Origin of the sequence: Burkholderia sp. MSMB1078WGS (genome assembly GCF_001528895.1) — a bacterium.
GTDB lineage: Bacteria > Pseudomonadota > Gammaproteobacteria > Burkholderiales > Burkholderiaceae > Burkholderia.
This window is the reverse complement of record NZ_LPDI01000025.1, coordinates 167489-189032: the sequence shown is the minus strand read 5'-3', so window position 1 is coordinate 189032 and position 21544 is coordinate 167489. Positions and strand designations below refer to the sequence as shown.

The 21544-nt window shown below is 68.5% G+C and carries 19 protein-coding genes and 1 pseudogene; 6 read left to right on the top strand and 14 right to left on the bottom strand.

Annotated features, from left to right (window positions below; genetic code table 11):
* Positions 1–5 precede the first annotated feature (5 nt).
* From WT24_RS05665 to WT24_RS05645, 4 genes are all read right to left on the bottom strand, one after another.
* The gene (locus tag WT24_RS05665; RefSeq protein ID WP_059500316.1) at positions 6–1595 is read right to left on the bottom strand and encodes an ABC transporter substrate-binding protein; all 1590 of its coding nucleotides are present in this window, start codon (positions 1593–1595) and stop codon (positions 6–8) included.
* Positions 1596–1718: 123 nt separating this feature from the next.
* Entirely contained in the window at positions 1719–2051 is a 333-nt protein-coding gene (locus WT24_RS05660; protein WP_060031772.1) for a hypothetical protein, read from the bottom strand.
* A gap of 281 nt (positions 2052–2332) precedes the next feature.
* Entirely contained in the window at positions 2333–3892 is a 1560-nt protein-coding gene (locus WT24_RS05655) for a DHA2 family efflux MFS transporter permease subunit (protein WP_060031769.1), read from the bottom strand.
* 377 nt (positions 3893–4269) lie between these two features.
* Positions 4270–5172, bottom strand: a complete 903-nt coding sequence (locus tag WT24_RS05645) for a LysR family transcriptional regulator (RefSeq protein ID WP_060031762.1) — start codon at positions 5170–5172, stop codon at positions 4270–4272.
* Positions 5173–5318: 146 nt separating this feature from the next.
* Here WT24_RS05645 and WT24_RS05640 point away from each other — a divergent pair, with 146 nt between their 5' ends.
* Positions 5319–7370, top strand: coding sequence for an FUSC family protein (locus tag WT24_RS05640; RefSeq protein WP_060032072.1), 2052 nt, complete (start codon positions 5319–5321; stop codon positions 7368–7370).
* Here the strand turns inward: WT24_RS05640 and WT24_RS05635 are convergent.
* Positions 7363–8283, bottom strand: coding sequence for a bestrophin family protein (locus WT24_RS05635; RefSeq protein ID WP_059500320.1), 921 nt, complete (start codon positions 8281–8283; stop codon positions 7363–7365). The two genes, WT24_RS05640 and WT24_RS05635, sit on opposite strands and share 8 nt — an antisense overlap.
* Before the next feature lie 12 nt (positions 8284–8295).
* Positions 8296–10620: an FdhF/YdeP family oxidoreductase gene (locus WT24_RS05630; RefSeq protein ID WP_060031759.1), complete on the bottom strand. Its 2325-nt coding sequence runs from the start codon at positions 10618–10620 to the stop codon at positions 8296–8298.
* A 151-nt stretch (positions 10621–10771) separates the two neighbouring features.
* On the opposite strand from WT24_RS05630, the gene WT24_RS05625 reads away from it, so the two are divergent.
* Positions 10772–12193: a PLP-dependent aminotransferase family protein gene (locus WT24_RS05625; protein ID WP_060031756.1), complete on the top strand. Its 1422-nt coding sequence runs from the start codon at positions 10772–10774 to the stop codon at positions 12191–12193.
* Between the two features lie 58 nt (positions 12194–12251).
* Here the strand turns inward: WT24_RS05625 and WT24_RS05620 are convergent, their stop codons facing one another.
* Positions 12252–13493 (bottom strand): mechanosensitive ion channel family protein, encoded by a 1242-nt coding sequence (locus WT24_RS05620; RefSeq protein WP_059500323.1) that lies wholly within the window; start codon positions 13491–13493, stop codon positions 12252–12254.
* A 114-nt stretch (positions 13494–13607) separates the two neighbouring features.
* On the opposite strand from WT24_RS05620, the pseudogene WT24_RS05615 reads away from it, so the two are divergent.
* A pseudogene (locus WT24_RS05615) lies at positions 13608–14123 on the top strand (STAS domain-containing protein); the annotation flags it as partial.
* Between the two features lie 12 nt (positions 14124–14135).
* Here WT24_RS05615 and WT24_RS05610 read toward each other — a convergent pair.
* Entirely contained in the window at positions 14136–15011 is an 876-nt protein-coding gene (locus WT24_RS05610) for a LysR substrate-binding domain-containing protein (protein WP_060031749.1), read from the bottom strand.
* Positions 15012–15107: 96 nt separating this feature from the next.
* On the opposite strand from WT24_RS05610, the gene WT24_RS05605 reads away from it, so the two are divergent.
* Complete coding sequence (locus tag WT24_RS05605) at positions 15108–15707, top strand: LysE family translocator (RefSeq protein ID WP_082742102.1); 600 nt, start codon at positions 15108–15110, stop codon at positions 15705–15707.
* A 31-nt stretch (positions 15708–15738) separates the two neighbouring features.
* On the opposite strand, the gene WT24_RS05600 is transcribed toward WT24_RS05605, so the two are convergent.
* The 6 genes from WT24_RS05600 to WT24_RS05575 form a co-directional block, all read right to left on the bottom strand.
* Positions 15739–17196 (bottom strand): DHA2 family efflux MFS transporter permease subunit, encoded by a 1458-nt coding sequence (locus WT24_RS05600; protein WP_060031746.1) that lies wholly within the window; start codon positions 17194–17196, stop codon positions 15739–15741.
* Positions 17193–17756 carry an isochorismatase family protein gene (locus WT24_RS05595; RefSeq protein WP_060031743.1) on the bottom strand — a complete coding sequence of 188 codons (564 nt, stop codon included), beginning with the start codon at positions 17754–17756 and terminating at the stop codon, positions 17193–17195. Before WT24_RS05595 ends, WT24_RS05600 begins: the two co-directional genes overlap by 4 nt.
* A 66-nt stretch (positions 17757–17822) precedes the next feature.
* Complete coding sequence (locus WT24_RS05590) at positions 17823–18278, bottom strand: MarR family winged helix-turn-helix transcriptional regulator (protein WP_060031740.1); 456 nt, start codon at positions 18276–18278, stop codon at positions 17823–17825.
* Positions 18279–18349: 71 nt separating this feature from the next.
* Positions 18350–18583, bottom strand: a complete 234-nt coding sequence (locus WT24_RS05585; protein ID WP_060031737.1) for a hypothetical protein — start codon at positions 18581–18583, stop codon at positions 18350–18352.
* A gap of 44 nt (positions 18584–18627) precedes the next feature.
* Complete coding sequence (locus WT24_RS05580; protein WP_059500330.1) at positions 18628–19701, bottom strand: serine hydrolase; 1074 nt, start codon at positions 19699–19701, stop codon at positions 18628–18630.
* Positions 19702–19898: 197 nt separating this feature from the next.
* Complete coding sequence (locus WT24_RS05575) at positions 19899–20177, bottom strand: hypothetical protein (RefSeq protein WP_060031734.1); 279 nt, start codon at positions 20175–20177, stop codon at positions 19899–19901.
* Between the two features lie 51 nt (positions 20178–20228).
* Here WT24_RS05575 and WT24_RS05570 point away from each other — a divergent pair, with 51 nt between their 5' ends.
* The gene (locus WT24_RS05570) at positions 20229–21104 is read left to right on the top strand and encodes a LysR family transcriptional regulator (RefSeq protein WP_059500332.1); all 876 of its coding nucleotides are present in this window, start codon (positions 20229–20231) and stop codon (positions 21102–21104) included.
* Between the two features lie 72 nt (positions 21105–21176).
* Positions 21177–21461 carry a transcriptional regulator gene (locus tag WT24_RS05565; RefSeq protein WP_082742109.1) on the top strand — a complete coding sequence of 95 codons (285 nt, stop codon included), beginning with the start codon at positions 21177–21179 and terminating at the stop codon, positions 21459–21461.
* Positions 21462–21544 lie beyond the last annotated feature (83 nt).

Sequence of the window (21544 nt, the reverse complement as noted above, 5' to 3'; positions counted from 1 at the left end):
CGCGATTATTTCGCGAGCGTGCGGTATGACACGAGGTCGTTGATCGGCCCGATTTCCGGTCCGGTCGCGCCGGGGCGCGTGGCGACCTGCACGACCTTCTCGAACATGATGATGAACGGCGAGTTCGCGAGCACGGCCTTCTGCAGCGCTTCGTAACGCTGCGCGCGCTTCGCGGGCGACGGCTCGACGAGCGCGGCCTCGGTGTCCTTCGTCAGTTGCGGAATGTCCCAGCTGTTGCGCCACGCGAGCATCTTGGTCGGCGACTGGTCCGAGTTGTCCGGATTCCACGCGAAACCGCGCGCGTTGCTGTTCGGGTCCATGTAGTCGGGCGACCATTCGCCGACGAAGATGTCGTGCTGGCGCGCGCGATACTTGCCGATCGCCTGCTTCGCGTCGCCGGGGATCAACTTCACGCGGATGCCGCCCTGCGCGAAGTTCGCCTGCAGCGCCTGCGCGATCTCGAGGTACGGATAGTCGTTCGGCATGTCCATCGTCACGTCGAAACCGTTCGGCAGGCCGGCCTTCGCGAGCAGCGCCTTCGCCTTCGCGACGTCCTGCTTGTACGGCCGCGCGTTCAGCGTGCCGAGGAAGCCCTCGGGCAGGAAGGTCTGATGCACCTTGTAGGTCGTGCTGACGATGTTGCGCTGGATGCCGTCGTAATCGACGAGCCACTTCATCGCCTGCTGGACCTCGGGCTTCGCGAGGTTCGGGTTCTTCGTGTTCAGGCTCAGGTACAGCAGGGCCGACACCGGCCACGACGCGACCTTGATCTTGCCGGCCTTCGACAGCGCGGCAAGGCTGTCGGGGCTCAGGTTGCGCGCGGCGTCGGCGTCCCCGTTCTCCAGCAGCAGCCGTTGCGCGGACGCTTCGGGCACGTGACGCAGCACGACGCGCTTCATCGGGTACGGCGTGCGGTATTTGTCGAAGCGCTGCAGCACGATGGATTCGTTCGGCGTCCACTTGACGAGCTGGTACGGGCCCGAGCCCGCGTCGTTGGTGCGCAGCCAGCCGCTGCCGAAATCGTTGCCTTGCTGGTGCGACAGCAGCAGCTTCTTGTCGAACACCGATGCCGGGCACGCGCTCAACACGTTGAGCACGAAGCTCGGCGCGTACTTGCGGTCGGTTTCGAGCACGACGGTTTGCGGATCGATCGCGCGCACCTTCTGCATCACGTTCGCCTTCGTGAGGCCGAGATCGGCGAGCACGCCGGCCGGCCCCTTGTCGAGCAGGATGGTGCGCTGCAGCGACCATGCGACGTCGTCGGCGGTGACGGGGTTGCCGGAATGGAACGTGAGGCCCGGGCGCAGCTTGAACGTGTAGGTCAGGCCGTCGGCGCCGACCGTCCACGATTGCGCGATCTGTCCGTCGAAGCGCGTCGGGTCCTTCAGGTCGACGCGCACCAGCCGTTCGTAGGTGTTCGCGACGTATTCGGACGGCACCAGCTCGTAGATCCCGCTCGGATCGAGGGTCGTGAATTCGCCCAGTTGCGTGGCGACGACGAAGATGCCGGGCGGCGTGGCAGCCTGCGCCGGCAGCGCCGGAACAAGCGCGACGAGCGCGGCGCTGACGAACAGCCGGGACAGCAGGTGCTTCATGCGGGCTCCGTTGAAAAGGAATCGTGGTGCGATTCTCTCATCGACGGGCGCCCGGATGAAAATATTCGGCAGGTGCGCCGGTTGGCGCGTCGCGACGGACCGGGCGGCTCGCGCCGTCGGGCGTCAGATCGCGCAGCGCGCGACCGCGAAGCGCATCGCTTCCTCAGGGGGCTCGCTGCCCGAGCCGCGCACGACCTTGATCACCGAGCCGTTGCCCGACGGCGTCAGCGTGACGAAGTACGAATTCGAGCCGACGGCGATGTCGGTCACGCCGTTGTGCTGCGATTGTTCGGTGCCCGACAGGCGGCTGTCGAGGCAGTTCGCGATCGCGTAGGCCGGGCGTTGCGATGACACGTAGATCATCGGTGCAGCCCCCGAGCCGGCCGAGTCGGACGACGGAGCGGAACCGCAGGCGGCGAGCAGGACAGCGGGGAGGAGCAGCAGGAATCGTTTCATGGTCGGTCGTCGGGTGTCTCGTATCGAGGCTGGAGCGCGGGGTGGCGAAACGCGAAGCTTCGCGACGAAACCGCCCGGAATCGGGCCGCTTTTGACGGACGACGATGCAACGGGCGGCTGACGACGGAGTATACCCGCAGCATTTGACGCCGTCGGCGCGTTGAAACGATTCGATACAAAGCGCCCGCTGCCGGACGGGCGCTTGCGTCGGTCGTCGCCGTTATCGGCGCATCGCGCGGTCGTCGCGATGCCGGCGCGCAGTCCGGCGCCGCGCATGCGGATCAATGCGCGCCGGCCGCCGCCGCATCGGCATCGCCGCCGCCCGAGCGCGACGGTTTCGTGATCCAGATGAGCGGGATGATCGCGATGAAGATGATCGCCGACACGTAGAAGATGTCGTTCAGGCCCATCACGGCCGCCTGCGAATCGACCGATGCATTGAAGAACGCGAGTGCCGAATCGGGGCTCAGGTGCAGCAGCGAACGGCTCGTGTCGAGCTGTTGCGTGAAGACCGGATTGGTGACGCTCGCCTGTTCGGTGAGCCGCACGTGATGCAGGATCGTGCGGTCGTTCCACGCATTGCCGATCAGCGACGTCCCCACCGCTCCGCAGAACGTGCGGCCGAAATTCGACAGGCCGGCCGCGGCCGGAATCTTTTCCGGCGGCAGCCCGGACAGGATGATCGACGTCAGCGGCACGAAGAACATCGCCATCGGAATGCCCTGCAACAGCGTCGGCAGCACCAGATCCCGGCGCGACACGTCGGTATAGAACGTCGTGCGCATCATGAAAACGACCGCGAAGCCGACGAACGCGAGCGTCGCGATATAGCGCGGATCGGTGCGCGGCAGCAGACGCCCCATGACGGGCGTGAGCAGGATCGCGAAGAATCCGAGCGGCGCGGTGGCCAGCCCCGAATCGACCGCGCGGTAGCCGAGATAGCCCTGCATCCATTGCGGCAGCAGTACGAGCGTGCCGAAGAACATCCCGTACGCGACGGAAATCGCGATCGTGCCGCCCGCGAAATTGCGCTGCGTGAAGAGTCGCAGGTCGACGATCGGGTTGGCTTCGTGCAGCTCCCACACGAGGAAGAACGCGAAGCCGATCAGCGCGACGATGCCCAGCGCGACGACCACCGGCGAGTTGAACCAGTCGAGATCCTTGCCCTTGTCGAGCATGATCTGCAACGACGCGACCCACAGCACGAGCAGGAGCAGGCCGACCGTGTCGATCGGCATGCGGCGCGTGGCCGATTCGCGATCGCGGAACACGAACCACGTGACGGCGGCCGCGAAGAAGCCGACCGGAATGTTGATGTAGAAGATCCACGACCAGTTGTAGTCGTACGTGATCCAGCCGCCGAGCGACGGCCCCGCGATCGGGCCGACGAGCGCCGTCATCGACCACAGCGCGAGCGCGGTCGACGACTTCTGCCGCGGCCATGCGCCGAGCAGCAGCGCCTGCGACAGCGGCGCGAGCGGCCCCGCGACCGCACCCTGCAGGATCCGCGCGGCGAGCAGCGTCGGCAGGTTCGGTGCGATTCCGCACAGCCACGACGCGAGCACGAACAGCAGGATCGACGTGACGAACAGGCGTACCTGACCGAAGCGCTGAGTGAGCCAGCCGGTCAGCGGAATCGACACCGCGTTGGCCGCCGCGAAGATCGTGATCACCCACGTGCCTTCGTCGACCGACACGCCGAGCTCGCCCGAGATCGTCGGGATCGCGACGTTCGCAATCGACGAGTCGAGCACGTTCATGAACATCGCCAGCGATACCGCGATCGTGCCGATGACGAGCCGGCCGCCCGACAGCGGGCCTGAAGACGAGGGAGAGGACATGGCGTTCCTGCGTGATGGACGAAGGCCGTACGCCGCGCCCGCACGTGGCGTGCGGCGCGCGGCGAAGCGCGAAACGGACGGACGCGCGCGCCGCACGGCGGCCCGACGAGCGGTGCCGTCGCGTGCGGTGGTCGGTTCGAACGGTGAATCGGAATGGCGAAGCCGGGGCCGGCTTCGCGGAGCGGGAGGGTGCCGGTCAGGAGGGCGCGACGCGCGTGACGCGTCGGCGGGCAGCGGGCACGTGGCTGCCGTAGCGGGTGTGGTCGTTTTTCATCGTCACAGGCTAACGATGCGGCGAACGACGATCAACGCTTGCGCACTCATTAATTCCTTTCGTGGGCCGCAATAATGTGGGCGCCGTGCATCGATCGCAGGCCCTACGGCACGGTCCGCCACGCAGTGAAGACTTCGGTCAGGAACTCGACGAATGCGCGCACCTTGCTGTCGAGCGTCGCGCGTTTCGGGTAGAGCGCGTGCAGCTCGACGTCGTCGGTGCGATGCCAGTCGGGCAGCACGATTTCGAGTTCGTTGCTCTCGATCCGCCGTGTGGTGAAGTGGGTCGAAATCAGCGCGATGCCGCCGCCGCTCGCGGCCTGGCGCAGCACCGTGACCGATTCGTTCGAGATCAGCACGGGCCGCACCGGCACGTCGGCGACGTCGCCGGCCGCGTTGGTGAGGCGCAGCGTCAGGCCGGGCGTGTCGCGGCCGACGAACAGGATGTCGTGATCGACGAGATCCTGCGGCGTGCGCGGCCGGCCGGCGCGGTCGAGATAGCGCGGGCTGGCCGCGAGTTTCGCGTGCGACCAGCCGAGCGCGCGCGCGACATAGCCGGAATCGGTCAGCACGCCGGTGCGCAGCGCGACGTCGAAGCCGTGTTCGACGAGGTCGAGCGCGCTGTTGTCGTAGATCAGCACGAGCTGGACCAGCGGGTAGCGCCGGCGAAACTCGGCGAGCGCCGGTTCCAGTTCGAACAGGCCGATCGCGTAAGGCACCAGCACGCGCAGCGTGCCTTCGGGTTCCGTGCGCAGTGCGCGCACCTGACGATCCGCGTCGAGCAGGATCTCCTCGGCGCGCAGGCAGCGTTCGTAATAGTCGCGGCCGGCTTCGGTGACGGACACGCGGCGCGTCGTGCGGTACAGCAACTGGACGCCGAGGTCGTCCTCGAGCTGCCTGATCTTGCGGCTCACGCGACTGAGCGGCATGTCGATCTGCGTGGCCGCGGCGGTGAAGCTGTCGCGTTCCACCACGCGCAAGAATATCCGGATGCTCTCGAGGTCCATGCGATTCGTTTCGGTGGTTGGCCTGCGCGCATCTTACCGTCGCGGGCCGGAACGCTGCGGATCGAGCCGATTATCCCGCCCGGCGCAATAACGCATCCTGCCCGCGCCCCGTAGTGGCGGCCGCCGCGCGACCGTATGCTCGCCGGATGAAATTCGCTTTCCCCAGCATGCCGCCGCTCGCGGCCGTCCGGGCCGCGCTGCGCGACGCGCGTCCGACGCTGCCGCCCGGCGCGCTTGCATTCGCACTCCGCAATACCGCCGCGTCGTTGACCGCACTCTATATCGCGTTCCGGATGAATCTCGACGATCCGATATGGGCCGCCTCGACCGTGTGGATCGTCGCGCAGGGCAGCCGCGGAATGGGGCTGTCGAAGAGCCAGTACCGGATTCTCGGCACCGCGATCGGTGCGGCCGTGGCGCTCGCGCTGACCAGCGCATTCGCGCAGACGCCCCAATTGTTCCTGCCCGCGCTCGCCGCGTGGATCGGCCTGTGCGCGGCCATCGCGACGTTCCAGCGGAATTTTCGTGCATATGCGGCGGTGCTCGCGGGCTATACGGCCGCGATCGTCGCGATGGACGCGGTATCCGCGCCGCTGCATGCGTTCGACATCGCCGTCGCGCGGTTTCTGTACGTGGTGGTCGGCATCCTGTGCGGTGCGCTGTTCGAAACGGTCTTCGCACCCGGCGCGCCGCTGAAGGATGTCCGCACGCGACTCGCGCGCTATCTCGACCGCGCGGTGACGGTCGGCGCGGACGCGCTGCGCCGCGAGCCGAACGACGCGGCCGTGCACCGGTTGTTCGCGGACGCGCTCGAACTCGATACGGCGGCCGAATATGCGGCGGCCGGCGCGCCGCCGGTGAGCAACATGATCGGCCATCTGCGCGCGGCGGCGCTCGGCGTGCTCGCCGCGCAAGCCGCGGGGCAGGCGATCCGCGAGCATGCGGCGCGCGGCGGCGATGCGCCGGAACCGCTCGTCGACGAGGCGGCACGCGTGCTCGACCGGGTCGCCGTATCGGGCGACGCCGGGCACGAGATGGCCGCGCTGCGCGCACGCGTGGACGACGCACTGCGTGCCGAAGCGGCCGCGCCGGCCGGCCCGGATACGTCGCGCCTGCTCACGCTCGATCGGCTGTCGGCGCTGCTCGGCGGCTTCGACCGTGCATTCGCGAGCCAGGCATTGCTCGACCGGCCGGTGCCGCCGCCTGCACGCGTGCGCTACGCGTTCCACCGCGATCCGGTGCTCGCATGTCACAACGGCGTCCGCGCGTTCATCGCGGTGCTGGCCGCGTCGGCGATCTGGATCTTCACCGCGTGGCCGGCGGGCGGCGGGTTCGTCGCGATCACGGCCGTGGTGAGCGCGCTGTTCTCGACACGTCCCAATTCGGTGCGGGCGATCTTCGGTTTCCTGAAAGGCACGGCATGCGCGGCGGTCGCGGGCGTTGTCTGCAACTTCGCGCTGTTGCCCGCGGTGTCGGGCTTCGAGATGCTGGCCTACATCCTCGGCGTGTTCCTGATCGGCACCGGCCTCGCGATACGCCATCCGCGCACGGCCGCGATGGGCAGCGCGTTCTCGATCTTCTTCTGGAATTTCACGTCGCCGAACAACACGACGCGGATCGGCGATGCCGCGTTTCTGAACAGCGCGCTCGCGACGCTGCTCGGCATTGCGTTCGGCGCGTTGGTATTCGCGCTGGTGTTTCCCGGCGATCCGGGCACGAGCCGGCGACGCCTGCATCGCGCGGTGCGCCGCGACCTGGCGCGGATCGCGCGCGATCCGCGGGCGTGGTCGGCGAGCGCATGGCTGAGCCGCACGGCCGACCGTCTCGCACGCGAGCTCGGGTTCGCGGGTAGCGTGCCGCAGACGCTGATCGAGCACGACATGCGCGATCTGCTCGCGATCTGGGGAATCGGCGACAGCCTGCTGTCGCTCGCCGAGCTGGCCACGCGCGAACCGGCCGCGCGCCGTGCGGCGGCGGCGGTGCGTGGGCGCGTCGCACGGGCGGATTTCGCGCGGCTCGAGCGAACTTGCGACGCCGCGGCCGGCCTGTTGCGACGGCGCGTGGCCGCGCGCGACGGCGACGCCGCCCATGCGTTGCTGCACGGCGTGGTCCTGCTGCGGCGGATCGCGGATGCGGCGGCCGCGCATGGCGACTTCCTGCGCGGCCGCCGCGATCGGGCAGGATGGCCGCTCAGGTGAGGCGGTAGGACGGGCCGGGCGTCACCTCGGCCGGCAGCGGCTCGCGGTTCAGTTCGAGCAGCGTGCGCTCGATCTGCCGCGTCATCGCATCGAGCGCGAGATGGTTCGGGCCGTCGCCGAACGGCTCGGCGATCGCATGCGCGATTGCATCGAGCGCGATCAGCGTATAGGCGACGAAAACTGTTACAAAAGGTGTCGCCGCGCCGATCGAGTCGACGAGGCCGAACGGCAACAACACGCAATACGCGTAGATGGTCCGGTGCAGCAGCACGTCGTATGAAAACGGAATCGGCGTCGATGCGATACGCTCGCAGCCGCTCACCATCGCGACGAGATCGTCGAGGCGCGCATCGAGCATCCACAGGCGCGTGTCGGCGAGATGGCCCGCATCGGCGCGCGCGGCGAACGCTTCGCGCAGCGCGTGCACGATGACGATCGGGCGAAACCGGGAAGCGGCGACGCGCGCGTAAGTGGCGCCGTCGAGCAGCGCGCGCAGGTCCGCGGCCGGATCGGTGCCGCGCAGCTGGTGCTTGAGCGCATAGACGAACGCGACGACCGTGCGCACGAATGCGCGGCGCGAGGCGTCGTCACGGTCGAGCGCGCCGTAGCAGAGCGCCTGCGATACCAGCGTGCGCGTGGCGGTCAGCACGCCGCCCCACAGCTGCCGGCCTTCGCGATAGCGTTCGTAGCTGGCGTTGTTGCGAAACCCGGCGAAGATCGCGAGCGTCAGGCCGATCAGCGTGAACGGCGTCGGGTTCAGCGGCACCTTCTCGCCGAGCACGCGGCCGCCGCCCCAGACCGCGACGAGGCTGATCGCGAGCGTCAGCACGAGCTGCGGCAGGATGGTCGGCAGCACCGAGCCGTTCCAGACGAGCAGCATCCGCAGCCAGTGCTCGCGCGGACGAACGATCATCGTCGTGCTCCGTCAGGCGGCGATCGAGGCGGGCGCGGCCGCGCGATGCAGCAGCACGGGCACCGATTTCGACGTCGGCGTGTTGCACACGTCGCCGACGCTGTCGAGCGGCACGAGCGGGTTGGTTTCCGGGTAGTACGCGCCGATGCAGCCGCGCGGAATGTCGTACTCGACGAGCAGGAAGCCGTCCGCGCGCCGCTCGATGCCGTCGTGCCACACGGTTTCCATGTCGACCCATTCGCCGGCCTTCAGGCCGAGCATCGCGAGATCGTCGCGGTTGACGAACACCACGCGGCGCTGGCCGAACACGCCGCGATAGCGGTCGTCGAGCCCGTAGACGGTCGTGTTGTACTGGTCGTGCGAGCGCGTCGTCATCAGCGTCATCAGCCGGTCGCCGTGCAGCGCGCGGGCGCGCTGGATCGGCGTGTCGGTCGGCAGCGCGTGCGCGATGAAGTTCGCCCTGGCCGTCGGCGTCAGCCATTCGCGCTCGCGCGATGCGACGCGCAGGTGGAAGCCGCCGGGCCGCGCGATGCGTGCGTTGTAGTCGTGAAAGCCGTCGACGGTCGCCTCGATCGCGTCGCGGATCTTCGCGTAATCGTCCTTGTATGCGAGCCAGTCGATCGTGCCGCTGCCGAACAGCGCGTGGCCCATGTGCGCGACGATCGCGGGCTCCGACATCAGGTTCGGCGAGGCCGGCTTGTTCATCCCGTACGACACGTGGACCATGCTCATCGAATCCTCGACCGTCACGCCTTGCGCGACGCCGTCCTGCAGGTCGATCTCGGTGCGGCCGAGCGTCGGCAGGATCAGCGCGTCGCGGCCGTGGATCAGGTGGCTGCGGTTCAGCTTCGTCGTGATGTGCACGGACAGTGCGCAGCGCCGCATGCCTTCCCACGTGCGCGGCGTGTCGGGCGTCGCCATCGCGAAATTGCCGCCCAGACCGATCAGCACCTTCACACGGCCGTCGAGCATCCCTTCGATCGTCTCGACGACGTCGTAGCCGTGATGGCGCGGCGGTTCGAAATCGAACACGTGGCCGAGCCGGTCGAGGAACGCCTGCGACGGCTTTTCCTCGATGCCGACCGTGCGGTTGCCCTGCACGTTCGAGTGGCCGCGCACCGGGCACAGGCCGGCGCCGGGGCGGCCGATGTTGCCGCGCATCAGCATCAGGTTCGTCAGCATTTGCACCGTCGCGACCGAATGCTTGTGCTGCGTGATGCCCATGCCCCACGTCGCGATCACGCGTTCGCTGCGTGCATAGAGCTGCGCGAGCGCGTCGATCTGCTCGTACGGCACGCCGCTTTCGGCCGTCAGCGCGGACCAGCTTTCGTTGCGCAGATCATCGGCGAACACGTCGAAACCGGCCGTGTGCGCGTCGATGAACGCGGTGTCGAGCACGCGCGGCGCACCGGCGGCGCGCGCGGCGTCGTCGAGTTCGAGCACGCGCTTGGCCATCCCCTTGATCAGCGCGAAATCGCCGCCGATCGTTGGCTGGATGAACGTCGATGCGATCTTCGTGCCCGACATCGTCAGCATCTCGAGCGGGCTTTGCGGATCGGCGAAGCGTTCGAGGCCGCGCTCCTTCAGCGGGTTGATCGACACGATCGTCGCGCCGCGCTTCGCGCACTCGCGCAGCTCGCCCATCATCCGCGGATGGTTGGTCGCGGGGTTCTGGCCGAAGATCAGCAGCGTGTCGGCATGCTCGAAATCGTCGAGCGTGACGGTGCCCTTGCCGACGCCGACCGACGCCGGCAGCCCGCGGCTCGTCGCCTCGTGGCACATGTTCGAGCAGTCGGGGAAGTTGTTCGTGCCGTATCGCCGCACGAACAGCTGGTACAGGAACGCGGCCTCGTTGCTGGCGCGGCCGGACGTGTAGAACGCGGCCTGGTTCGGGTCCGGCAGCGCGCGCAGGTGGCGCGCGATCAGCTCGAACGCGTCGTCCCACGCGATCGGCACGTAGCGGTCGGTCTGCGCGTCGTACACCATCGGGTCGGTGAGCCGCCCGTGCTGTTCGAGTTCGAAATCCGACTGTTCGAGCAGTTCGGTCACCGTGTGCGCGGCAAAGAAGTCGGGCGTCACGCGCTTGCTCGTCGCTTCCGCGGCCACGGCCTTCACGCCGTTCTCGCAGAATTCGAACGTCGACGCGTGCTGGCGGTCGGGCCATGCACAGCCCGGGCAGTCGAAGCCGTCCGGCTGGTTCTGGCGCAGCAGCGTGCGGTAGTTGCCGCCGGCGACCTTTTCCTTGATCAGGTTGATCGTGACGGCTTTCAGCGCGCCCCAGCCGGCGGCCGGATGGGTATACGGTTCGATGCGCGCGGTGGCGGATTTCTTTTTCATGATGCGGGTGTCGGGGTCGATGCGTGCAGAGTACGCGCGGCGCCCGTACCGCTGTGTGTACACCTGTTCACTTCAAAAAAGAGTACAGTTTCGGCCATCCATACCATGCGGATCGCAACTGTGTTGCTGAAGGGAAGCTGAAAGGAGGCACGTGAAGCGTTACGAACAACTGGCCGACGATCTCCAGGCGCAGATCGAGCGAGGCGTGTACCGGCCCGGCGAACGGATTCCGTCGGTGCGGCAGGCGAGCCGGCAGCAGCAGCTCAGCGTCACGACCGTGCTGCGCGCGTACCTCGTGCTGGAAAGCCGCGGCCTGATCGAAAGCCGGCCGCAGTCGGGCTACTTCGTGCGGGCGCGCGCGGCGGCGCCGGCCGAGGCCGAGCTGCATGTCTCCGCACCCGCCGCCGAGCCGTCGGCCGTGGACGTGAGCCGGCTCGTGCTGTCGACGCTGCGCTCGATCGCGCGCGACGACGCGGTGCCGCTCGGCTCGCCGTATCCCGACGCGTCCCAGTTTCCGGTGCAGCGCCTCGCGCGCTATGCGCAGACGATCGGGCGGCGGCGCACGCGCTGGGGCGTGATCGACGACCTGCCGCCCGGCAATCAGGAGTTGATCCGCCAGATCGCGCGGCGCTATGCGGAGCGCGGCGTCGCGGTCGAGCCGGGCGAGATCGTGATGACGATCGGCGCGACCGAGGCGATCAACCTGTGCCTGCAGGCGGTGGCGAAGCCGGGCGACACGATCGCGGTGGAGTCGCCGACGTTCTACGCGATGCTGCACGCGATCGAGCGGATGGGCATGCGCGCGCTGGAGGTCGCGACGCACCCGGGCGACGGCATCGATCTCGACGCGCTCGAGCGGGTCCTCGCGCGCGAGCCCGTCGCCGCATGCATGGTGATGCCGAATTTCCAGAATCCGCTCGGCTTCCAGATGCCCGATGCGCGCAAGCGCGCGCTGGTCGAACTGCTCGCGAAGCACGGCGTGCCGGCGATCGAGAGCGACGTCTATCACGAGCTGCACTTCGGCGACACGGCGCCGAGCGCGCTGAAGTCGTTCGATCGCGACGGACTGGTGCTGCATTGCGCGTCGTTCACGAAGAGCCTGTCGCCGCGCTACCGGATCGGCTGGGCGATGCCGGGCCGTTATCGCGACCAGGTCGAGAAGCTGAAATTCCTGAACACGCTCGCGACGCCCGCGATCGAGCAACTCGCGATCGCCGAATACCTGAAATACGACGGCTACGATTTTCACCTGCGGCGCATGCGCAAGCAGTATGCGCAGCAGGCGAGCCTGATGAGTGCGATGGTGCGGCGTTTCTTCCCGGAAGGCACGCGGCTGTCGCAGCCGCAGGGCGGCTATGTGCTGTGGGTCGAACTGCCGCCGCAGGTCGACGCGATGAAGCTGTATACGCTGGCGCTCGCGCAGCGGATCACGGTCGGGCCCGGGCACATGTTCTCGGCCGGCACCGATTACCGTCATTTCATCCGGCTCAACTACAGCTACCCGTGGTCGCGGCAGATCGAGGACGCGCTGAAGGTGCTGGGGCGGCTCGCGTCGGAGTGCGCGGCGCGGTGAGCGCCGCTGCCCGACGGCGGGGCAGACGGCCGCTGGCGGCCGGCCGTCGTGGCCGCTATCAAGCCGCGCGCGGCGCGTGCAGCCCGGCTTGCGCGGCGTCGGCCATCTGCCGCATGTCGAAGCCCGACGGATGCTGGTACACGCGCAGCCCGAATTCAGGCAGCACCGCGATCAGATGGTCGAACAGGTCGGCCTGGATGGTTTCGTAGTCGACCCACGTCGTCGTATCGGTGAAGCAGTACAGTTCGAGCGGAATGCCCTCGGCCGTGAGCGGCAGTTGTCGCGCCATGTTCGTCATGTCGCGGCGAATGCGCGGATGGCCCTTCAGGTAGTTCGCGACGTACGCGCGGAACGTGCCGAGATTCGTCAACTGGCGGCGGTTCGCCGGGCAGTCGCCGGCCGCGCCGAGCGTGCCGTTCCATTGCTCGATCGCGTCGACCTTGTCCTCGAGATAGTCCTTCAGCAGCGTCAGGCGTTCGAGCCGTTCGATCTCGTCGTTCGTGAGAAAGCGCACGCTCGTCGCATCGACGAACAGCGCGCGCTTGATGCGGCGGCCGCCCGCTTCGGTCATCCCGCGCCAGTTCTGGTAGCTCTCGGTGATCAGCTTCCACGTCGGCACCGTGATGATCGTGTGATCGAAGTTCGCGACCTTGACGGTGTTCAGCGTGATGTCGATGACCGTGCCGTCCGCCCCGGCCGACGGCATCGTGATCCAGTCGCCGATCCGCAGCATGTCGTTCGACGACAGCTGCACGCCGGCGACGAGGCCGAGCAGCGTGTCCTTGAAGATCAGCATCAGCACCGCGGACATCGCGCCGATGCCGGACAGCAGCAGGCCGATCTGCTTGCCGGTCGCGTCGCCGATCACGACGAGCGCGGCCGTGATGAACATCACCAGCTTGACGAGCTGCATCGCGCCTTTCAGCGACAGGCGCGGCTGGTCGCGCTGCGACGTGCGGTGCGTATGCTCGAGCGCGGACAGCGTCGCGCTGATGGTCATCGTCACGAGGAACACGATCAGCGCGAACAGCACCTTGTCGGCGACCTGCGCGACCAGGCCCGGCATGCCGGGCACCGCGCCGAGCCCGAGCTTGATCACGACGAACGGGACGATGCGGTTCAGCCATTTGAACGCGCCGAATTCGAACAGCGCGTCGTCGACACGCGTGGCGGACAGCCGCGCGAGACGCGCGACCACGCGAAACAGCAGGAAGTGGACGACGGCGGTGACCGCGCCGGCGGCGGCGAGCAGGACGACGATGCCGACGAGCGGCGTCAACCAGGATTCATTCAGGGTCATAGGGGTGGACTGGGGCCTTCTTGTGCGTTGAATCGGCGCCGCGATGCGACGTACGCCCGGTGAAGGGCGCATGAAAGGGACCGTGATTGTGCCATCGGGTTCCGGATGCGTGCCGTCGGCGTCGAACAGGGCATCCTGCTGGCCGTTGCGTTGTCGCTGATGCGGCACGTGCGCCACAGCTACCAGCCGCACACGATGGTGCTCGAACCCGTCGCCGGCAACGGCCGGTGGCAGCCAGTGCCCGCCCGGCGCGGCGCGATGACGGCGCCCGGGTTGATCGTCTACCGGTTCGGTGCCGACCTGTTCTTCGCGAACGATCATCTGTTCGCTGCCGAAGTGACCGCGCTCGTCGATGCGGCGCCGGTGCCGCCGCGCTGGTTCGTCGTCGATGCGGGGGCGATCACCGATGTCGATTATTCGGCCGCGCGGACCCTGGCCGATCTCGTCAGGACGCTGCATGCGCGCGGGATCGGCGTGCTGTTCGGGCGCGTAAACCGCTATCTGCGCGCGGACATGGATCGTCATGGGATCACCGACGTGGTCGGTGCGTCGTGCATCTTCGCCACGCTGCATCAGGCGCTCGAGGCGGCGGGCACGATGCCCGCGCCGCAGGAGCCGGGCACGGTGTAGCGGGCAGCGCCGCTACGCGACCGCGCGCAGCCGCGCGAAGCCGTTGCGCAGGTAGCGGGCCAGCTCCGTCGCGGCGGGCGTGTGCTGGCCGCGCGGCACGTGCAGGTCGATCGAGAAATTCGGCAGGGCGGGCAGGCCGCTGCCGGCCGACAGGATGTCGAGATCGGGCGGCACGGTGGACGCGAGCCAGACGGTCACGGCAAGATCGGCGCGCACGGTCGCGGCCGTTGCATCGAGGCTGCCGTTCTCGAACACGGTGCGCCACGGGCGATCGCAGCTGCGTAGTGCGTCGAGCACCGTCGGGCGGAATGCGCAGGTCTGCGCGACCATCGATACCGGCAGCGGCGAGTGCCGATGCGCGATGCCGCCTTTCGCGCCGACCCATACCAGCCGGTCGACGGCGATGCACTCGCCGCGCGACGACCCGACCGGCGCCTCGATCAGCGCGACGTCGAGCTCGCCGTGCTTGAGCCCGCGCCGCAACTCCGGCGACGCCGCGCACACGAGCGTGAGCGCGACCTGCGGATGCGCATGCGCATAGCTTTTCAGGATCGGTGCGAGACAGGTGCCGACCAGATCCTGCGGCGCACCGAGACGCACCGCGCCTTCCACCGCGCCGGCGCTCAGGTCGGCGAGCAGCGCATCGTGAGCGGCGAGCAGCCGGCGCGCCTGTTCGAGCAGCCGCTCGCCGGCCGCCGTCAGCAGCAGGTTGCGATGCTCGCGAACGAACAGCGGCCCGGACAGCGTTTCGAGCCTCGCGACCTGCTGGCTGATCGCGCCTTGCGTCAGATGCAGCGCGTGGCCGGCTGCCGTCATGCTGCGATGATCGGCGACCGAGACGAATGCGCGCAGCAGCGCGAGGTCGAGATTGCGTGCCATGCGTCGCATTATGAATGCTAATGGGTAGCATAAAAAGCTTTCGCTGTCGTAATGACGAAATCGCAGGTAAAAACAGGGTTTCCGTGACGACGACCGGGAGCCTTCGTGCCGCTTCATGACTATTTGCCGCTGATGCTGTTCGTGATCGTGTCCACCGTGACGCCGGGCGGCGCGACGACGCTCGCGACCGCGTCGGGCGCCCATTTCGGCTATCGGCGTTCGTTGCCGTTGATGGCGGGCATCGCGGCTGGCCTCGCGTCGATGGCGGCGGCGGCTGCCGCCGGCCTCGGCAGTGTGCTGCTCGCGCTGCCTGCGTTGCAGCTCGCGATGAAAGCGGTCGGCTCGGCATACCTGATGTGGCTGGCCGTGCGCATCGGCCGTGGCGGCAAGCCGCGGCTCGATGTCGACGTGCATCGGCCGCAAGGGTTCGTGAGCGGCGTGTGGATGCTGTGGCACAACCCGAAAGGCTGGGCGATGACGCTCGGCGCGGCCGCATCGTTCGCGGCGCTGGCGTCGGGGCCGGCAGGGCTCGGCGTGCTGCTCGGCTTCGCATTCGGCGTGGCTGCGATGGCGTCGTTGTCGCTGTGGTGCCTCGCCGGGCTGCTGTTCGCACGCGTGTTGCGCACGGAGCGGCAGTGGCGCTGCCTGAATGCGGGGCTCGGCTTGTTGCTCGTGGCGTCGATCGTGCCGATGTGGTTGCCTTAGCGGGAGGCCGCGCACGCGGCGCGGCCCGTCTTCAGCGCGAACCGGCCGGTGTGTTGCGGGCTCGTCCGTCGCCGCCTGCGCCAGCCGAGCGCAACGGCAACCGCAGCGTCGTCGCGAAGCTCGCCGCATGCAGCGCACACAGCAGCCCGAACGCCCATGCATACGCGACGGCCTGCGTGCCGCCCGCCGACGTCGATTCGGCCTGCAGCCGCCACGCGAGAAACAGCGTGCATAACGTCGTGAACGTCGGGCCGCCGAGCCGTTGCACGATGTTGAGCGACGTGGTCGCCATCGGCAGGTTGCGGCGCTCGACCGACGCATACGCGGCGGTGATCGACGGCGCGCCGATCGCGCTCTGGCCCATGCCGCGCAGAAACAGCGCCGGCACGAGCACGAGTGGATCGTAGCCGGTCAGCGAGAGGAACACGAACGGCAGCGTGGCGAGGAGTGCGAGCAGGGCGCCGGCCGCGGCCAGCCGGCGTACGCCAAACCGGCTCGTCAGCGCGCCCATCGACGGATAGGTGACGAGCATGCCGAGCCCGAGCGGCGCGAGCAGCCAGCCCATTTCGCCCGGGGTACGCCCGCATGCCTGGATCAGGAATACGGGAATCAGCATCTGGCCTGCATACAGCGCACCGTTCGACAGGAATTGCGTGCTGGCTGCCGCGCCGAACACGCGCGAGCGAAACAGTGCGAGATCGATCAGCGCATGCTCGCCCTGGCGGCGCTCGAAGCGCAGGAACGCGACGAGCAGCAGCGCCGAGCTTGCGACCGCCGCGATGCCGGGCGCCGAGCCGATCCGCTCGACGCCGTACAGGAACAGCACGAGGCCCGGCGACAGCAACGCGAGGCCGATCCAGTCGAGTGCGCGCCGCGGCGCATCGTCCCGGTCGCCGGGCAGGAACCGCGCGGCCAGTGCGAGCGCGAGCGCGCCGACGGGCAGATTCACCAGAAACAGCCAGCGCCACGACATGTGCTGCAGGATCGCGCCGGCCACGACCGGGCCGAGGATCGGCGCGAGCAGCACCGGCACCGCCGCGTAGCCGATCACGCGCGCCATCTGCTGGCCGGCGACGCGCGCGATCATCATCTGCGCCATCGGTGCGAGCAAGCCGCCGCTGACGCCTTGCAACACGCGGAACGCGATCAGCGACGGCGCGGACCACGCGAGCCCGCACAGCGCCGACGTTAGCGTGAACGCCGAGAAGCACCACAGGTAGAGCGCCTTCGCACCGATGCGGTCGACGAGCCAGCCGTTCAGCGGCAGCACCAGCGTCAGCGCGAGCAGGTAGCCGCTCGTCACCCACTGGATCGTCGACAGGCCGGCATGCAGGTCGGTCGCGAGGCTCGACAGCGACACGTTGACGATCGTCGCATCGAGCTGCGACAGCAGCGAGCCGAGCGTCGCAACCGCGCTGACTTTCCAGATCGACGGATCGAGCCGGCCGGCCGCGTGGCCCGGCGCCGACCGGATGCGCTCGTCGCTCACGCGCCGCGCCGGTCGAGCAGCGCGACGATGTCCTGCGTCGTGCCCGTTTCGCCGAGGCGCGGGAACAGTCGCTCCACGCTGTTGACGTGCGCGTCCGCGTTGAGGTCGGTCATCGCGTCGACGGCGAGCGTCACGTTGTAGCCGAGTTCGTGCGCCTGCCGCGCGGTCGATTCGACGCCGATGCTCGTCGCGACGCCGGTCAGCACGATCTGCGTGACGCCGGCTGCCTTCAGATGCGCGTCGAGACCGGTGCCGGTGAAGGCGCCCCAGGTCCGCTTCGTCACGACGTGGTCGGTCGGCTGGCGGTTCAGTTCGGGCACGAGTTCGGTCCAGTCAGCGGGGAGCTGCGCCGTGCGCGGCGGTTGCTCGGTGCGGCCCGGTGCGCCGCCCGCGACGTTGACCAGCACGACCGGCAGGCCGCGGCTGCGGAATGCGTCGAGCAGTTCGCGGGTGCGGGCGATCACCGGTGCGACCGGGTGCGTGGTGGGAAGGGCGACGATGCCTTTCTGCAGGTCGATGACGACCAGCGCCGTGTTCGTGTCGAGACGGGTTGCGCTCATGATGGGACTCCGGGGAAGGGACGAGGAAAGCCGTGCGCGCGTATGCCGCGTGGCGCACGGGCCGGTTCATTGCTCGCCGATGCGGCGGATCAGCGGGATGGCCGCGGCAAGCGTGTCGATGTCTTGCGGGTCGAGCTTCTCGATCGCGGCGCCGAGCCATCGGTGTTTCGCGGCGTGGCGCTTGCGTCTCGCGTCGAGGCCGGCGGCGGTGAGTTTGAACAGGATCTGGCGGCCGTCGGTCGGATGCGGTTCGCGCTCGACGAGCGCGTCTTCCTCGAGGCTCGCGAGGATCGCCTTCATCGACTGCGGCTTCATCGCCTCGGCGCGCGCGAGATCGGCGGTCGTCATCGGCCCGTGGCGTTCGAGCCGTGCGAGCGCGCTCGTCTGGGACATGCCGAGCCCTTCGGAATCGATCTCGGAGCGCAGCCGGCGGATGAGCTGGCCGACCGCGAGGGTCAGGTCGGCGGCGACGGTTTCGGCGGAAACGCCGGGTTTGCGTGGCGGGTTCATGCGGCGAAGCATAGAACACGACAGTTAAACTTGCAAGTTTGACTGTCGAATTGGTCGCCGGCTGGCGGCGCTGCCGGGCGCGATTACGCGCGTTGATGTGCGATCGGTACGACTTCGCTGTATCGCGGGGTCGCGTTTTCGTGCAGCAGATCGCCGAGGTACTGGCCAAGTTCGTCGGCGGCGAGCGTCGACGGGATCTGCAGATTGGCCGGGCGCCGCTTGCCATCGGCGCCGAGATCGAACACGGCCCAGCGGCCGTTCGTGCGCACGACGGCGAGCAGCCGGCCGAACGCGTTGAAGCGGTATTCGTGCTGCATGACGTCGCTCCCGTAGCGTGAACGCGCCGGCTGCCCGGGCGCGGTTACCGGATCGAGCAGGACAGCCAGCGATGGATCCGGATTGCGTCGCTCGATACGCCGGCACGCGTCGGTGCGCCGAGCAGCACGACCGTTTCGCGGCGGCCTTTCACGCGCATGCGCATCACGACGCCGTGCCCCGATTCGTTGATGAAGCCGGTTTTCTGCAGCCGGATCGGCAGGCGGCGGTAGCGCACGAGCGGGTCGGAGTTGACGTATACGAGTTCGCCGTCGCCGGGGCGCACGGTGGTCGACAGATCGGTGGAGAAATAGCGGATCAGCGGATCCTGCGCGGCCGCGCCGACGAGCCGCGCGAGATCTTCCGCCGTCGACACGTTGTGCGGCGACAGGCCGGTCGGCTCGCGGAAGTGCGTATGCCGCATGCCGAGCCGGCGCGCTTCGCGGTTCATCGCCTTGACGAACGCGGTGCGCCCGCCCGGATAGTCGCGGCTCAGCGCGGCGGCCGCGCGGTTCTCCGACGACATCAGCGCGATATGGAACATCTCGCGGCGCGACAGTTCCGAGCCGACCTGCAGGCGCGAACCGGTGAACTTGATCGTGTCGCGATCGCGCGCGGTCACGCGCAGCACGCCGTTCAGCGGACGATCGGCGTCGCGCGCGACGACGGCCGTCATCAGTTTCGAGATCGATGCGATCGGCCGTACGGCGCGCGCATTGCGGGCCAGCAGCGGGGTGCCGGAATCGACGTCGAGCACGTAGGCCGCGCGCGAATGCAGCGACCGGACCGCGCGCGGCGTGTAGCCGCAACTGGCGAGCAGCTTCGGTTTGGCGGGCGGGCGCGGGCGCACGGCCGTCGTGCGTTTCGCGCGTCGCTGCTGCGGTGCGGGTGCCGCGTGGCGTTTGACCGCCTGATGCGTCACGCGCGGGCGGCGATGCTTGACGGCCTTTTTCTTGCGATGAGGCTTCTTCTTGACGGCCTTCGTGTGCGCATGCGGCTGGGTGCGATGCGGCTGCACGCTTTGCGCGGACGCGTTCGTGGCGAATGCGAGCACCAGGAACGAAAGGGCCAGGATCAGGGTGGTCCGGGCGCGAGGCAGGCGCGCGATGAGGCCGGTCAAGCGAAAGTCTCCTTTTCACGCGCGATGCGGCTGCGCGGAACGTGTGGGCGGTCAGCGGGTGCGGGAAATTATACGGTCGATCGCCGCGCGATGACGATCGGATGACGTGCAATGACGCGTGATACGGGAGGATTTCCGCCGTTTTCGCGCTGCCGGACAGCGGTGCGCGTGGGATGAAAAGCGGGCGGGCGTGCGGTTCAGCGCGGCCAGTTCCGCCGCGACACGACCGCAAAACTGATCGCGATCGAACCCGTCACCGCGCGTGGCGGCGCGTCTTCCAGCGCGTCGCCGAAGCGGAAGCGGCGGCTGCGCCCGTCCGTGCATTTGGCACGACGCTTCGGTGCGCGCGCATCGGCGACGACGGGGCATGCGGTTGTATCCGCGACATCGGATGATGGCTCGGCCACGCAGTCGGCCGCTGGATCGAGAGACATGACGGTGAATTCCGGGAAGGGCATGTCCGTATTGAACGCCATTGCATTCGATCGGTAAAATGAATATTTCGATCATTACGATTCCGTTGAAGAATGGAACTCAGACTGTTGCGCACGTTCCTGACGGTCACCGAGCTCTGCCATTTCAGCCGTGCGGCCGATGCGCTGCACATGAGCCAGCCTGCGCTCAGCAAGCAGATCGGCGCGCTCGAGGCGAGCCTCGGCGGCAAGCTGTTCGAGCGCGGCCGGCATGGCGCGGAACTGACGCCGTTCGGCGAACGCTTCCTGCCCGACGCGCAGGCGCTCGTGCGCGATGCCGACGAAATCCTGGCGCGTGCGCGGGAAGCAACGAGTGGCCAGCGCGGGCACTTGCGACTCGGCATCTGCTTGTCCGTGCTCACGCTCGTGCCGAAGCTGATCGCCGAATTCCGCCGTTGCAATCCGGGTATCGCGGTGACGCTGAGCGATCTGTCGTCGTCCGAACAGACGCGTCGGCTGCGCGCCGGCAAGCTCGACGCGGGCTTCCTGCGTGTGCCTGCCGACGAAGGCCTGTCGTCGTTCAAGGTGACCGACGAAGCGCTCGCGCTCGCGGCGCCGCCGCATCTCGGCTTCAAGCGCGTGCCGGCCAACCTCGACGTGCTCAACGAGATCGGCTTCATCGCGCTGCAGCGTGCGCGCGGGCCGGGGCTGGCCGCACAGATCGACCGGTGGTGCGTCGAGCGCCGCTTCGTGCCGCACGTGATGCAGCAGGCGGAGGACGTGCAGTCGGTGCTGACGTCGGTCGCGGCCGGCGTCGGCGTCGCGTTCATCCCGTCGAGCGCGCGGTACCTGCTGCGCGACGCGACGGTGCTGCCGCTCGACGGCCGGGACGCGAAGTGGCGCGTGGGGCTCGCGTGGCGGTCCGATCGCGACGATCCCGTCACCGCGCGTTTCGTGTCGTTCATGCGCGCGGCGCTCAAGGGGGCGTGACGCGGCGTATAGTGTCCGCGATCGTTTTCTCAATGCATGCCGGTGCCGACGCCGGCCGACGAACCCGAACCGATGACTTCAGAAACCGACGCATCCCCGCTCGATCCCGCACTCGTTGCCACGCTCGCGACGCTGCACGAAGCCGCGAGCGATCCGGCCGGCAAGACGTGGTCGCTGCCGAAGATCGCGAAGCGTACGCAACTGCCGATGAGCACGCTGCGCCGCGTGCTCACGCAGCTCGACGCCGCGGGCCTGAGCGCGACGACGCTGAACGAGGACGGTACCGGCAGCGCCGCACTGACCGACGAAGGGCGCGCGGTGTGCGCGCAGCTGTTCGGCGCGAACGACGCCGGATGAACGAAAAACGGGCCGCGGATGCGGCCCGTTCGTCACCGAACGACGGCGGGTCGGGGCGTTCGGCCCGCGCGGGTGGCGCACGG

Excerpts from the sequence above, each read along its gene's own strand:
- WT24_RS05570 (WP_059500332.1), top strand. The coding sequence starts at position 20,229 with ATGGAACTCAGACTGTTGCGCACGTTCCTGACGGTCACCGAGCTCTGC.
- WT24_RS05595 (WP_060031743.1), bottom strand. The coding sequence starts at position 17,756 with ATGAGCGCAACCCGTCTCGACACGAACACGGCGCTGGTCGTCATCGAC.
- WT24_RS05660 (WP_060031772.1), bottom strand. The coding sequence starts at position 2,051 with ATGAAACGATTCCTGCTGCTCCTCCCCGCTGTCCTGCTCGCCGCCTGC.
- WT24_RS05610 (WP_060031749.1), bottom strand. The coding sequence starts at position 15,011 with ATGCGACGCATGGCACGCAATCTCGACCTCGCGCTGCTGCGCGCATTC.
- WT24_RS05630 (WP_060031759.1), bottom strand. The coding sequence starts at position 10,620 with ATGAAAAAGAAATCCGCCACCGCGCGCATCGAACCGTATACCCATCCG.
- WT24_RS05665 (WP_059500316.1), bottom strand. The coding sequence starts at position 1,595 with ATGAAGCACCTGCTGTCCCGGCTGTTCGTCAGCGCCGCGCTCGTCGCG.
- WT24_RS05645 (WP_060031762.1), bottom strand. The coding sequence starts at position 5,172 with ATGGACCTCGAGAGCATCCGGATATTCTTGCGCGTGGTGGAACGCGAC.
- WT24_RS05635 (WP_059500320.1), bottom strand. The coding sequence starts at position 8,283 with ATGATCGTTCGTCCGCGCGAGCACTGGCTGCGGATGCTGCTCGTCTGG.
- WT24_RS05575 (WP_060031734.1), bottom strand. The coding sequence starts at position 20,177 with ATGGCGTTCAATACGGACATGCCCTTCCCGGAATTCACCGTCATGTCT.
- WT24_RS05640 (WP_060032072.1), top strand. The coding sequence starts at position 5,319 with ATGAAATTCGCTTTCCCCAGCATGCCGCCGCTCGCGGCCGTCCGGGCC.
- WT24_RS05565 (WP_082742109.1), top strand. The coding sequence starts at position 21,177 with ATGACTTCAGAAACCGACGCATCCCCGCTCGATCCCGCACTCGTTGCC.
- WT24_RS05590 (WP_060031740.1), bottom strand. The coding sequence starts at position 18,278 with ATGCTTCGCCGCATGAACCCGCCACGCAAACCCGGCGTTTCCGCCGAA.
- WT24_RS05620 (WP_059500323.1), bottom strand. The coding sequence starts at position 13,493 with ATGACCCTGAATGAATCCTGGTTGACGCCGCTCGTCGGCATCGTCGTC.
- WT24_RS05655 (WP_060031769.1), bottom strand. The coding sequence starts at position 3,892 with ATGTCCTCTCCCTCGTCTTCAGGCCCGCTGTCGGGCGGCCGGCTCGTC.
- WT24_RS05585 (WP_060031737.1), bottom strand. The coding sequence starts at position 18,583 with ATGCAGCACGAATACCGCTTCAACGCGTTCGGCCGGCTGCTCGCCGTC.